Annotated in this window: 13 protein-coding genes; 5 read left to right on the top strand and 8 right to left on the bottom strand. The window is 67.6% G+C overall.

The genetic code is table 11. From position 1 onward, the window contains the following. Positions 1–18 precede the first annotated feature (18 nt). The gene (gene dinB / locus ABB28_RS06715) at positions 19–1104 is read right to left on the bottom strand and encodes a DNA polymerase IV (protein WP_057507903.1); all 1086 of its coding nucleotides are present in this window, start codon (positions 1102–1104) and stop codon (positions 19–21) included. A 193-nt stretch (positions 1105–1297) separates the two neighbouring features. Between dinB and fabA the strand changes: the two genes are divergently transcribed. Further along, positions 1298–1813, top strand: coding sequence for a 3-hydroxyacyl-[acyl-carrier-protein] dehydratase FabA (gene fabA, locus ABB28_RS06710; RefSeq protein ID WP_042614942.1), 516 nt, complete (start codon positions 1298–1300; stop codon positions 1811–1813). Beyond that, on the top strand, positions 1813–3021 hold the full coding sequence (gene fabB, locus ABB28_RS06705; RefSeq protein ID WP_057507902.1) for a beta-ketoacyl-ACP synthase I: 1209 nt from the start codon (positions 1813–1815) through the stop codon (positions 3019–3021). The genes fabA and fabB overlap by 1 nt, the downstream gene beginning before the upstream one ends. A 179-nt stretch (positions 3022–3200) precedes the next feature. Here the strand turns inward: fabB and ABB28_RS06700 are convergent, their stop codons facing one another. Genes ABB28_RS06700 through ABB28_RS06690 form a run of 3 tightly spaced genes read right to left on the bottom strand, consistent with a single transcriptional unit; the run spans position 3201 to position 5634 of the window. Continuing rightward, entirely contained in the window at positions 3201–3881 is a 681-nt protein-coding gene (locus ABB28_RS06700) for an HAD family hydrolase (RefSeq protein ID WP_057507901.1), read from the bottom strand. After that, positions 3878–4579 carry a pseudouridine synthase gene (locus tag ABB28_RS06695; RefSeq protein ID WP_057507900.1) on the bottom strand — a complete coding sequence of 234 codons (702 nt, stop codon included), beginning with the start codon at positions 4577–4579 and terminating at the stop codon, positions 3878–3880. The genes ABB28_RS06700 and ABB28_RS06695 overlap by 4 nt, the downstream gene beginning before the upstream one ends. After that, on the bottom strand, positions 4576–5634 hold the full coding sequence (locus ABB28_RS06690; protein ID WP_057507899.1) for a class I SAM-dependent methyltransferase: 1059 nt from the start codon (positions 5632–5634) through the stop codon (positions 4576–4578). Before ABB28_RS06690 ends, ABB28_RS06695 begins: the two co-directional genes overlap by 4 nt. 163 nt (positions 5635–5797) lie before the next feature. Between ABB28_RS06690 and ABB28_RS06685 the strand changes: the two genes are divergently transcribed. Next, positions 5798–6061, top strand: a complete 264-nt coding sequence (locus ABB28_RS06685; protein WP_057507898.1) for a hypothetical protein — start codon at positions 5798–5800, stop codon at positions 6059–6061. A gap of 45 nt (positions 6062–6106) precedes the next feature. Here ABB28_RS06685 and ABB28_RS06680 read toward each other — a convergent pair whose 3' ends face one another. Further along, positions 6107–8047, bottom strand: coding sequence for a hybrid sensor histidine kinase/response regulator (locus ABB28_RS06680; protein WP_245625302.1), 1941 nt, complete (start codon positions 8045–8047; stop codon positions 6107–6109). Between the two features lie 291 nt (positions 8048–8338). Between ABB28_RS06680 and ABB28_RS06675 the strand changes: the two genes are divergently transcribed. After that, a complete protein-coding gene (locus ABB28_RS06675) occupies positions 8339–8911 on the top strand; it encodes a DUF3016 domain-containing protein (RefSeq protein ID WP_057507896.1) in 573 nt (190 codons plus the stop codon). 77 nt (positions 8912–8988) lie between these two features. On the opposite strand, the gene alr is transcribed toward ABB28_RS06675, so the two are convergent. Together alr and ABB28_RS06665 are read right to left on the bottom strand one after the other, a co-directional pair. Further along, positions 8989–10065 (bottom strand): alanine racemase, encoded by a 1077-nt coding sequence (gene alr, locus ABB28_RS06670; RefSeq protein ID WP_057507895.1) that lies wholly within the window; start codon positions 10063–10065, stop codon positions 8989–8991. After that, a complete protein-coding gene (locus ABB28_RS06665; RefSeq protein WP_057507894.1) occupies positions 10065–11351 on the bottom strand; it encodes a D-amino acid dehydrogenase in 1287 nt (428 codons plus the stop codon). The genes alr and ABB28_RS06665 overlap by 1 nt, the downstream gene beginning before the upstream one ends. A 149-nt stretch (positions 11352–11500) precedes the next feature. Here ABB28_RS06665 and ABB28_RS06660 point away from each other — a divergent pair, with 149 nt between their 5' ends. Beyond that, on the top strand, positions 11501–11980 hold the full coding sequence (locus tag ABB28_RS06660) for a winged helix-turn-helix transcriptional regulator (protein WP_057507893.1): 480 nt from the start codon (positions 11501–11503) through the stop codon (positions 11978–11980). A 74-nt stretch (positions 11981–12054) separates the two neighbouring features. Here ABB28_RS06660 and ABB28_RS18240 read toward each other — a convergent pair. Next, positions 12055–12340, bottom strand: a 286-nt coding sequence (locus tag ABB28_RS18240) for a hypothetical protein (protein WP_211260373.1), incomplete at its 5' end; no start/stop codon positions are given.

Here is a 12340-nt window from a genome sequence, read left to right as displayed (position 1 = left end):
GGAGGGAATTAAGTTCACTTAATTCCCTCCGTCCCCTTTTTGGAACAGGTCGCCCTGGAGGACGGGTTCGCGCTCGCGGAATCCGCCCAGGCCGACCCCGACCAGCCGGTACAGCGTGTCCGGCGGCAGCTCCACGCGCTCGCGCAGGGCCAGCGCGATATCGCGCAGTTCCTCCATCGATTCCGGTGCCCGCTCCGGCGTGTAGCTGCGGGTCAGGATGCGGAACTGCGAGGTCTTCAGTTTCAGCACCACCGTGTGCCCGGTGCGGTCGGTCCTGCGGGTGGCGTTCCAGGTTTTTTCCGCCAGCTGGATGATCGCCGGAGCCAGTGCATCCAGCGGGACATCCTCGGCGAAGGTGTCTTCGGAGGAAATCGACTGCACCGGCTGGTCCGGTTCCACCGGCCGCTCATCGATGCCACGGGCGCGGTTGTACAGGCTGCGGCCGAAGCTGCCGAAGGCCTCCTCCAGCGCTGCCAGCGACCAGCTGCGCAGGTCACCGCAGGTCACGATGCCGCGTGCCGCCAGCTTGCCTTCCATCACCTTGCCCACGCCCGGCACTTTCTTCACCGGCAGCGGCAGCAGGAACGCGTCCATGCGCTGCGGGGTCACCACGAACTGGCCATCGGGCTTGCGCCAGTCCGATGCGATCTTGGCCAGGAACTTGTTCGGCGCGATGCCCGCCGATGCAGTCAGCGACGTCTCCTCGCGGATCTGCGCGCGGATCTCGCGGGCGATGTCGGTCGCCAACGCGATCCCGGATTTCGGCACGGTGACATCCAGGTAGGCTTCATCCAGCGACAACGGCTCCACCAGGTCGGTATGCCGCAGGAAGATCTCGCGCACCTGCCGCGAAACGGCTTTGTAGCGCGCGAAGTCCGGCGGCACGAACACCGCATCCGGGCACAGCCGCTCGGCACGCAGCGCCGGCATCGCCGACCGTATGCCGAACACCCGCGCCTCATAGGACGCCGCACACACCACCGAACGCGCGCCGCGCCATGCCACCACCACCGGCCGGCCGCGCAGTGACGGATCGTCGCGCTGCTCCACCGACGCGTAGAAGGCGTCCATGTCAACGTGGATGATCTTGCGCATAGTGCTCATGGTGGGTGTTGGAAGGGCATTCGACCTTGGTGGGCCACACGCCGAAGTATGGTCGTTGCACATCAACAGGATGCGCGTTTTCAGCGGTAAACACTACGCGGGCGTACGGTGGAAATGTTTGATCGGGACGTGTGCTGTCATGCATCCTCGGGCGCTTGATCATCCGTTCTTCGCTTCCAGGATCGTGCTTTCCATGACTCGTCTCCACGCGTTCGACCGCGACCAGCTGCTGGCCAGCGCCCGCGGTGAACTGTTCGGCGCAAGCGCCGGGCGCCTGCCCAACGACCCGATGCTGATGTTCGACCGCATCACCGACATCCGCGACGACGCCGGTCCGCATGGCAAGGGCATGGTACGCGCCGAACTGGATATCCGCCCGGACCTGTGGTTCTTCAACTGCCATTTCATCGGCGATCCGGTGATGCCCGGCTGCCTGGGGCTGGATGCGATGTGGCAGCTCACCGGCTTCTTCCTGACCTGGCTGGGCGCACCCGGCCGCGGCCGCGCGCTCGGCTGTGGCGATGTGAAGTTCACCGGCCAGGTGCTGCCGGACGCAAAGCTGGTCAGCTATGAAATCGACATCACCCGCGTCATCAACCGCAAGCTGGTGATGGCCCAGGCCGACGCCCGCATGCTGGTGGATGGCCGCGAAATCTACGTCGCCAAGGATCTGCGCGTGGGTCTTTTCACCTCCACCGAGAACTTCTGATGCGTCGCGTCGTCATTACTGGAATGGGCATCACCTCGTGCCTGGGCAACGACCTGGATACGGTGTCGGCCAACCTGCGCGCCGGCAAGGCCGGCATCACCTACCTGGCCGACCACGCCGAAGCCGGGCTGCGCAGCCAGGTCGGCGGCCGCGTCGACCTGGACCTGGATGCCCAGATCGACCGCAAGCTGAAGCGTTTCATGAGCGATGCTTCGGCGTTCGCCTACATCGCCGCCCGCGATGCCATCGCCGATGCCGGGCTGACGCCGGAACAGGTGAGCAACCCGCGTACCGGCCTGATCGCCGGTTCCGGTGGCGGCTCCAGCGAATGGCAGGTGGAAGCGGCCGACATCCTGCGCAGCCGCGGCGTGCGCAAGGTCGGCCCGTACATGGTGCCGCGCACGATGTGCAGCACGGTCTCTGCGTGCCTGGCCACCGCCTACCAGATCAAGGGCCTGAGCTATTCGCTGTCCGCGGCCTGCGCCACCTCGGCGCATTGCATCGGTGCGGCGGCCGACCTGATCCGCCACGGCGCGCAGGACATCATGCTGGCCGGTGGCGGTGAAGACCTGCACTGGTCGATGAGCGTGATGTTCGATGCGATGGGCGCGCTGTCGACCAGCTTCAACGAGACCCCGGCCACCGCCTCGCGTCCGTACGACAAGGACCGCGACGGCTTCGTCATCGCCGGTGGTGGCGGCATGCTGGTGCTGGAAGACTACGACCACGCCATCGCGCGCGGCGCCACCATCCATGCCGAGCTGATCGGCTATGGCGTGACCTCCGACGGGGCCGACATGGTCGCGCCGTCCGGTGAGGGCGCGGTGCGCTGCATGAAGATGGCGATGGAGAAGGTGGACCGTCCGCTGGACTACCTCAACACCCATGGCACCTCCACGCCGCTGGGCGATGTGACCGAACTGGGCGCGATCCGCGAAGTGTTCGGCGAGTCGATCCCGCCGCTGTCGTCGACCAAGGCGCTGTCGGGCCATTCGCTCGGCGCTGCCAGCGTGCACGAAGCGATCTACTGCCTGCTGATGATGCGCGATGGCTTCATCGCCGGTTCGGCCAACATCACCGAACTGGACCCGAAGGTGGAAGGCTTCCCGATCGTGCGCGAAAGCCGCGAGCAGAAGCTGGATACGGTGATGTCCAACAGCTTCGGTTTCGGCGGCACCAACGCGGCGCTGGTGTTCGGCCGGCTCTGAACCGTCATCCCCGCCGCTGCGCTCGCCATCCGAAGACCGGTAGTGACGGCCGCTGGCCGTCATCCCCGCCGCTGCGCTCGCCGAGCATGGCTCGGCGCTACCCCCTCCGAGCCATGCTCCGCGTCAGCCCATCCGAAGATCAATAGTGACGGCCCCTGGCCGTCATCCCCACCGCGGCGTCACCCCAGCATCGGCACCAACAACGCGCGCACGTCGTGCAGCGAATCGACGATGCGATGGCCCAGCGCACGCACCGCCGCATCCGGGTGCAGCAGGTCCGGCACCTGGATGGCGGTCATGCCCGCGGCCAGCGCGGCGCGCGTTCCCGTCGGTGAATCCTCCAGCGCCAGGCAGCGCGCGGGATCCTTGCCCAGCCGTCGTGCGGCCAGCAGGTAGATGTCCGGCGCCGGTTTGGGATGCTGCACGTCGCTGCTGGTCACCACCGCGTCGAAGTAGTCCAGCAGGCCACTGGCCGCCAGCTTGCGGCTGGCACGCGGCTGCCGCGTCGACGTAGCCACCGCACGCGGAACCTCGTGCTGCTTCAGCAGCTCCAGCAGTTCCAGGATGCCCGGCCGCAACGGCAGCCCGTCCTGGGTGCGCGCGTCGTACAGTGCATGGCAGCGCGCCAGCAGCGCATTGATGCGCGCACGGTCGTCGACGTGCCGCTGCAGCAGTTCCAGGCAGTCACGCTCGCCCAGGCCCACCATGTGCAGGAAGAATCCTTCCGGCAGCGCGATGCCCAACGCCACCGACGCCTCGCTCCAACAGGCGATCGACACGCGTTCGCTGTCGATCATCAGCCCGTCCATGTCGAAGATCACCGCATCCGGGCGGAACGGCAAGGCAGGGATCGTGCTCACGGTGCGAACAGGGTCTCCAGGTCGGCAGCCGCCAGTTGCCGCCATTCGCCTTCTTCCAGGCCGTCCAGCCCCAGACCACCCACGCGGCTGCGATGCAGGGCCTGCACGTGGTTGCCGGTGGCCGCGAACATGCGGCGCACCTGGTGGTAGCGGCCTTCGTGCAGCACCAGGCGCGCGGTGCGCGGCCCCTGCACGTCCAGCTCGGCCGGCATCAGCGGCGTTTTCTCCGATTCCAGCATCAAGGTGCCGCTGGCGAACAGCGCCGCCTCGTCACCGCGCAGGTCCTCCGCCAGCTCCACGTCGTACACCTTGGGCAGCTTGGACTTCGGCGAGATGATCCGGTGCAGCAGGCCACCGTCGTCGGTCATCAGCAGCAAGCCGCTGGTATCGCGGTCCAGCCGGCCCACCGTGGACAGCACCGGATCGCGGTCGCGGAAACGCGACGGCAGCAGGTCATAGACCAGCCGCCCCTTGTCCTTGATCGAACAGGTCACCCCGCGCGGCTTGAACAGTGCGATGGTCAGCCCGACCGGCGGATCCAGCGGCTCGCCGTCGACGCGGATCGCGTCGTGGGCCACCTGGTCGTCGGCATACAGCACCTCACCGTCGGTGTCGGTGATGCGTCCTTCGCGGAACATCCACTGCACCTGCTTGCGGCTGCCGTATCCCAGGTTGGCGATCAGCTTGACCAGCTTCACCGGCTGCCTCCGCGCACCGCCTCGATCAGCTTGAAGCCATCGCGTTCGGCCAGCACCCGCACCGTGCCGAAGCTGTCGTTGAGCACGTTTTCATACGGCAGGTGGCGGTTGGCCACCACGAACAGGCGGCCACCGCGCTTGAGTGCCTGCGCCGCCACCGCGATGAAGCGCTGGCCGATGTCCGGGCGGTTCTCCCGCGACGGCGTGTGGAACGGTGGATTGCTGATGATCACGTCGTAGCCGGGTTCGATTCCGGCGGTCACGTCCTGCCACAGGAACTGCAGCGGCAGCGCACGCGGCGGCTCGGCCAGGTTGACCCGCGCCAGGTCCAGCGCGCGGCCTTCGGCCTCGTACAGGTCCAGCGCGGTGATCTTCGGGCAGCGCTCCAGCAGCTCGCGCGACAGGTAGCCGTAGCCGGCGCCAAGGTCGGCGGCACGTCCTGCCAGGTCGGCGGGCAGGTTTTCCGCCAGCAGCACCGATGCCGGATCGGTACGGTCCCAGGCGAACACGCCCGGACGGCTGGTGAAGCGGCCGCCGAGGATGCTGCGCGGTGCGTCCAGGCGTGCCCAGCGGCTGGCCAGTTCGACATCGTGCTGGCCCTGTGCCGGGGCGCTCCAGTACACCCGGCAGTGGTTCTTGGTCAGGCTGCCACCCAGGCCGGTCAGCTGCTTGAAGTCGCCCTCGCCGGAGCGTGCGCCTTCATCGTTGTGCTGGCAGGCGACGATGGTGCCGCCGGGGGCCACCAGCTGCAGCGCGCGGGCGAACAGCGCACGGGCTTCGTCGCGCTGGCGCGGCGGCAGCACCAGCACCAGGCCGAAGCGGCCGGCCTGGTCGGCGCCCAGCTCGGACGACACCACCAGCCCGGCCGACTCCAGCGCCTTGGCGAACGGGGCGAAGCTCTGCTCGCAGACCACTTCGCGGCCCTGCGCCTGTTCGCGCAGCGGCCAGCCGTCACGCGCGCGCAGGAAGGCGACCGGGCCTTCCGGCCAGCGCAGCAGGCCTTGGGAGAGCGGCAGGAACAGGGTCTGCAGGGGAGCGTCGTCGCGGGCGGCCATCGGGCACGTAAGCCTTGGAATCTTCAGGGGGCGTCCATTGTACCGGCTCGGCGCCACCGCCCCCGTGCGCGAGCGTTTTGCGAAAACCGAACATCCCCTTGATGCCGCCCGAACGTCCCAGCGGTCAGGGTAAGGGCACCCATCCCAGCTCTGGAGATACCGAATGCGTGCCTTGTTCGTCGGTGGCGTGGTCGACAACAGCGAAATGGATCTGGAGGGTAACCAGCCCCCCGTGCACTACCCCGAAGACACCGGCGGCGGCCACTCCCGCTACCGGTTGCATCAGGTCGGCAAGACCAGCGATGGCACGGTGGCCTATGCGGTTTACGGGGCGCCGGACATCACCGATGAGGAAGTCAGCCGGGTTGCCGACGAACGCGCCTACGCGCGCCGTTTCGAGGCCGAAGCGTCGCTGTTCGAACACTGAAGGTTGCGTGGGCCGGGCAATCCCCGGCTCACCGCCACCGCCCGGTCAGTGCAGGGCGGTGCGTTCGCCGGTGGCCTGCACGTGGCGTACCGCAGCCACCAGCTGGGCCACCGAATAGGGCTTGGCCACGTGTTCCTGGAAGCCCGATGCCAGCGCGCGACGCCGGTCGTCGGCCCGTGCCAGCGCGGTCACCGCCACGGCCGGCAGCGCATCGGCGTCCACGCCCATGTCCTCGCGCAGCGTGCGGATCAGCCCATAGCCGTCCATTCCCGGCATGCCGATATCGGTCAGCAGCACATCGAAGCGCTCGTGCCGATTTTCATCCAGCAGCGCCAGCGCTTCGCCGGCGGAGGAGGCCGAGGTGACCGCTGCCCCCTGCTCTTCCAGCATGCGACGCAGGTATTCAAGTACTTCCACCTGGTCTTCCACGGCCAGCAGGTGCAGGCCGCGCAGCGGATAGGGTTCGACGATCCGTTCGATGATCGGGCCGCCGCTGATCACTTCCCGCAGCGGACGCGATCCCTGGTCGGGCGAGTAGCGCGGCAGGCGCACGGTGAAGGTGGCGCCGTGGCCATGGCCTTCGCTCGCCGCGGCCACGGTGCCGCCATGCAGCTCGACCAGTTGCTGCACGATGGCCAGTCCCAGTCCCAGCCCGCCATGGCGGCGCGTGGTGGTGCCATCGGCCTGGCGGAAGCGGCCGAACAGGTGGTTGAGGAACTCCGGCGCGATGCCGTCGCCGCTGTCCTGCACCGTCACCTGCCACCCTTCGGGCAGGTCCTCCAGGCGCAGCGTCACCGCGCCTTCGGCCGGGGTGAACTTGATTGCATTGGACAGCAGGTTCCACAACACCTGCTGCATGCGGGTGGCATCGCCCAGCACCAGGCAGGGCCGGTCCGGCACGTCCACGGTCACGTCCAGCGCCTTGCCTTCGGCGACCAGTTCCTGCGCGCCCATTGCCTGGCGCAGCTGCTCGCCCAGGTCCAGCACTTCCACTTCCAGCTGCACCTTGCCCAGCAGCATGCTGCTCAGGTCCAGCATGTCCGAGATCAGGCGCTTCTGCGCATTGGCACTGCTGGCGATCACGCCCAGGCCCTTGCGCAGCGGGCTGTCCGCTTCCACCCGCTGCAGCAGCAGTTCGCTCCAGCCCAGGATGGTGGTCAGCGGCGTGCGCAGCTCGTGCGACAGCGTGGCGAGGAATTCGTCTTTCAGCCGCGCGGTGTTTTCCGCCGCCCCGCGCGCGGTGCGCTCGGACTGCAGCAGTTCTTCGCGCGCCAGTTCGATGTCACGGCGTTCGGTCACATCCGGGCTGCTGCCGGCCAGGCCGACGAAGTGGCCATTGCGCGAGAATCGCGGCCGGGCGTTCATCTCCAGCCAGCGCCATTCGCCGTCCGCGCGCCGTGCACGCACCAAGGCGTTCATCGAGCGCTGCGCACTCAGCGCACCACGCAGTTCGTACTCGAACACCGATGCATCATCGGGATGCACCAGCCCGCGCCAGACATCTTCAGGCACCCGGTTTTCATCACCGCCGAAGAACTCGGTAAAGGCGCTGTTGACGAAGCGCGAGTGACCCTGCTCATCCAGCACCCAGACCGGCATCGGCAGGCCGTCGGCCAAGGCACTGAAGCGTGCCTCGCTTTCGCCCAGCTCGCCTTCCATCCGCTTGCGTGCGCTGACGTCGAAGAACAGCACCGCGACCGTGTCATCGCCGGCGGCGCCCACCCGCACGGCATCCACCGAATAAGCGCGGCCCAGCGCCTTGGCCTCCAGTTCGAACTGGGTAGCCTCACCGGTGCGCGCGACGTGGCCGTAGATGGTGAACCAATCCTTTTCGTGGTTGGGTTCCAGCTCGCTCATCCGCCGCCCGACCGGATCCACCAGCCCGGTGTGCCGTTCGAAGGCGGGATTCACCTCCAGGAACAGGTAGTCCATCGGGCGATCCTGCGCGTCGAACAGGACTTTGATCACGCAGAACCCCGCATGCATGCGCTCCAGCGCGTGCTGGTACAGGCTTTCGCCACCTGCGGCGGCATGTGCGGGCAGGGCTTCCAGGGTCGAATTCACAGGGGACAAGGGCTTGGGCCGCCGGGTAGCAATGACCACAGCATGGTCCAGACTGCGTATTCGCAGCGTCAAGCGCCGTGCGTCATGCAAAGCGTGATGAACTGCCCGTAAGCATCTGCCCGGCCATGACGCGGTGCCGCTTGTCCGCAGGCCCGGGCCGGACCACACTGCAGTCCACACCTACAGCGCCGCCCTGCGGTGCGGGAGCCTGCAATGCGCCGCCTTTCCACCCGCAGCCTGCTGCTGGCAGGCCTGCTCGCCACGGCCAGCGTGACCGCGCTGGCCGCCCCGCGCACCGTCACCGATCCGCAGGCGCCGCGTGCGCTGGAAGCCGCCGGCCCGGTCAGCGTGAAGTGGAACGACCCCAAGACCTTCACCGAACTGCGCAACAGCACCAACCGCTTCGAAGCCGAGCGCGGCAACTGGGTCTACCAGTTGGCCGAATACGCGCGCAGATCAGCCGAAAAGACCCTGCAGCCGGGGCAGACGCTGGACATCACCTTCGTCGACATCAAGCGCGCGGGCGACTTCGAACCGTGGCACGGCCCGCGTGCCAGCGACATCCGGATCATGCGCGACATCTACCCGCCGCGGATCACCCTGCAGTACGCCCTGAAAGGCGCGGATGGGCAGGTACTGGACCAGGGCGAAGCCGCGCTGCGCGACTCCGGCTTCCTGCATGGCAGCACCGGCATGCAGAGCAGCAGTGACCCGCTGCGCTACGAAAAGAAGCTGATCGACGACTGGGTGCGCCGCGACCTGGCCAAGCGGATCGCCGCGAACTGATCAACGCAGGCACGCCGCGGTGGGTGACGACCGCGCCGGCGGGCGGTGTGACGACCGCGCGTCGTCACGCCTTTCCATCACCCTTCCACATACTCCCGGCGCACCCGCTTCACCGCGCACGGCAGCTGGTAGGCACTGACCCCGCAGCGCGGCGCCAGCTCGGCCAGGCTCAGTCCCTGCCCGCCCCACAACTGCACCTCGCTGCCCACGCCTGCCTGCGCGTGCGCGGTCAGGTCGACGGTCAGCATGTCCATCGACACCCGGCCGATCAGCGCGCCCGGCTGGCCATCGATCACCACCGGCGTGCCATTGGGTGCGAACTGCGGGTAGCCGTCTGCATAGCCCATCGCCACCACGCCCACGCGGGTGCGCTGGCTGGCCACGAAGCGCGCTCCGTAACCGACCGGCTCGCCTGCTTCGATCCAGCGCTCGGCGATCACCTTCGAACGCATGTTCATCACCGGACGCAGGCGCGCGGTCACCGTTGAATCGACCGCCAACGGGTTGGCCCCGTACAGCATCAGGCCCGGACGCACCCAGTCACTGCGCACATCCGGCCAACCCAGCAGCGCCGGTGAATTGCAGATGCTGGTTTCGCCGGCCAGCCCGGCCGTGGCCGTTGCAAACACGGCCGCCTGTTCGTGGGTGCGTTCGCTGTCCAGTTCATCGGCACGCGCCAGGTGGGTCATCATCACGATGCGACCGACCTGCGGCAGCGCGGACAGGCGTGCATGCGCGGCGCGGAAGGCATCCACGTCCAGCCCAAGCCGGTGCATGCCACTGTCCAGCTTCAGCCATACCGTCAGCGCCAGCGGACTGTCGAAGGCGGCCAGCGCCTCAACCTGCCACGGCGATCCGACGGCGGTCCACAGCCCGTGTTCGGCAATCAGCGGCAGTTCGCTGGCGTCGAAGAAACCTTCCAGCAGCAGGATCGGGGCCGAAATACCGGCCGCACGCAGTTCCAGCGCTTCTTCGATGGTCGCCACCGCGAAGCCATCGGCTTCCGCTTCAAGCGCCTGCGCGCAGCGCACCGCACCGTGGCCGTAGGCATCGGCCTTGACCACCGCCAGCGCCTTGCCGCCGCCCAGTTCGCGCGCCAGGCGGTAGTTGCCGCGCAGCGCATCCAGGTCGATCAACGCACGTGCAGGGCGCATCAGCGACGCTCCGCGTGCGCGGCCACGGCGCCCTTGCCGCCGTAACGGAAAATGTCCAGGCCTTCGGTGCTGATCTGCGGCTGGCGCGCGCTCATCAGGTCGGCCAGGTAACGGCCGGACCCGCACGCCATGGTCCAGCCCAGCGTGCCGTGGCCGGTGTTGAGGAACAGGTTGCGCAACGGCGTGGCGCCGATCACCGGCGTGCCATCCGGCGTTGCCGGGCGCAGTCCGGTCCAGAACTCAGCGCGCGACAGATCGCCGCCCTTCGGGTACAGGTCACGCACCACCCGCTCCAGGGTCTGCCGGCGCCGCGCCGACAGGGACAGGTCGAAGCCGGCCACTTCGGCCATGCCACCGACCCGGATGCGGTTGTCGAAGCGGGTGACCGCGACCTTGTAACTCTCGTCCAGGATGGTGGACGTCGGTGCCATCGCCGGATCGGTGATCGGCAGGGTCAGCGAGTAGCCTTTCAGCGGGTACACCGGCAGGTCCAGCCCCAACGGCGCCACCAACGCGGGCGAGTAGCTGCCCAGCGCCACCACGTAGTGATCAGCCGTTTCCAGCTTGCCGTCCACGCGCACGCCGGTGATGCGGTCGCCCTCGCGCTCGACCCCGGCGATGTCCACGTCGTAGCGGAATTCCACGCCGGCCTCGGCCGCCATCGCGGCCAGGCGCCGGGTGAACAACTGGCAGTCACCGGTCTGGTCGCGCGGCAACCGCAGCGCGCCGACCAAGCCATCCACGTGGGCCAGCGCCGGTTCGGCGGCCACGATGCCGGCACGGTCCAATACCTCGTACGGCACGCCGTACTGCGCCAGCACTTCGATGTCCTGCGCCGAAGCATCCAGCTGCTGCTGGGTGCGGAACAGCTGGGTGGTGCCCAGGTCGCGCCCCTCGTAGTCGATGCCGGTTTCGGCGCGCAGCTGGTTCAGGCAGTCACGGCTGTATTCGGACATGCGGACCATGCGCGCCTTGTTGATCGCATAGCGCTCCTGGGTGCAGTTGCGCAGCATCTGCCACAGCCAGCGGTACTGGGCCAGGTCCATGCCCGGGCGGATCGCCAGCGGCGCATGCTTCTCGAACAGCCAGCCGATCGCCTTCTTCGGCACGCCTGGCGCCGCCCACGGCGAGGTGTAGCCGAACGACAGCTGGCCGGCATTGGCGAAGCTGGTCTCCAGCGCCGGTCCCGGCTGGCGGTCGAGGACGGTGACTTCGAAACCGGCCTGGCGCAGGTACCAGGCACTGGTGGTGCCGATGACACCGCTGCCAAGGATGAGAACGCGCATGAGACCTCTCCAACCCGATCAATTCCCTGCGCAGGAGCACGCCGGGACCATAATCGGAGAAGTATAGTCAGGCCGATCCAGCGAATTTGCGCGTTTTATGAAAGCAGAGCAGCATATTTCCCTGAAAACCACCTGCACAGGGCGACACCGTGGCCACCCGCACCCGCGAACTGGACAAAATTGACAGGAAAATCCTAAGGATCCTGCAGGCCGAAGGGCGTATTTCCTTTACCGAGCTGGGCGAACGCGTCGGCCTGTCCACCACGCCATGCACCGAGCGGGTGCGCCGGCTGGAACGCGAAGGGGTGGTCACCGGCTACCACGCCCACCTGGACCCCACCGCACTGAAGGCCAGCCTGCTGGTGTTCGTGGAAATCAGCCTGGCCTACAAGTCCGGCGACATCTTCGAAGAGTTCCGCCGCGCCGCGCTGAAGCTGCCCAACGTGCTCGAATGCCACCTCGTCTCGGGTGATTTCGACTACCTGCTGAAGGCGCGCATCAGTGAGATGGCCTCCTACCGCAAGCTGCTGGGCAGCACGCTGCTGACCCTGCCGCACGTGCGCGAGTCCAAGAGCTACATCGTGATGGAAGAGGTCAAGGAGACCTGGAGTCTGCCGATCCCGGACTGAGCGATCTGGCCGCGGTATGCCGGATACAGGAATGCCGGCCTTTCGGCCGGCATTTGCGGTTACCACGCGCTGGCTCAGCGCTGCTGCTTGCTGCCCTGCTGCGGGTCCGGCTGCTTGCCGGGCTTTTTCTGGTCGGGCTGCTGTTGCTGCTGCTGCTGCTGGCGGCCCTGCTGCGGTTTGTCCTGCTGCTTGCCCATATCGTCTTTGTTCTGGGTGCCCATGATCGTACTCGCGGCTTGTAAGGAGGCGCCTTGGCCGGCGCAGGTCCACCATCGCGCCCAGCGGGTTACTGGATGGCGAAGCGTGCGTGATGCTGCGTGTTGATCGTGCTGACTGCGGGGGTCGAACGGGTGGGACCCC

Origin of the sequence: Stenotrophomonas chelatiphaga (assembly GCF_001431535.1) — a bacterium.
GTDB lineage: Bacteria > Pseudomonadota > Gammaproteobacteria > Xanthomonadales > Xanthomonadaceae > Stenotrophomonas > Stenotrophomonas chelatiphaga.
Note: the sequence above shows the minus strand (reverse complement) of the source record. Positions and strands in the feature narration are given on the sequence as shown.

Bases quoted from the DNA above. Each gene is read 5' to 3' on its own strand.
- dinB (WP_057507903.1), bottom strand. From the start codon at position 1,104: ATGAGCACTATGCGCAAGATCATCCACGTTGACATGGACGCCTTCTAC.
- fabA (WP_042614942.1), top strand. From the start codon at position 1,298: ATGACTCGTCTCCACGCGTTCGACCGCGACCAGCTGCTGGCCAGCGCC.
- fabB (WP_057507902.1), top strand. From the start codon at position 1,813: ATGCGTCGCGTCGTCATTACTGGAATGGGCATCACCTCGTGCCTGGGC.
- ABB28_RS06690 (WP_057507899.1), bottom strand. From the start codon at position 5,634: ATGGCCGCCCGCGACGACGCTCCCCTGCAGACCCTGTTCCTGCCGCTC.
- ABB28_RS06685 (WP_057507898.1), top strand. From the start codon at position 5,798: ATGCGTGCCTTGTTCGTCGGTGGCGTGGTCGACAACAGCGAAATGGAT.
- ABB28_RS06680 (WP_245625302.1), bottom strand. From the start codon at position 8,047: ATGCATGCGGGGTTCTGCGTGATCAAAGTCCTGTTCGACGCGCAGGAT.
- ABB28_RS06675 (WP_057507896.1), top strand. From the start codon at position 8,339: ATGCGCCGCCTTTCCACCCGCAGCCTGCTGCTGGCAGGCCTGCTCGCC.
- alr (WP_057507895.1), bottom strand. From the start codon at position 10,065: ATGCGCCCTGCACGTGCGTTGATCGACCTGGATGCGCTGCGCGGCAAC.
- ABB28_RS06665 (WP_057507894.1), bottom strand. From the start codon at position 11,351: ATGCGCGTTCTCATCCTTGGCAGCGGTGTCATCGGCACCACCAGTGCC.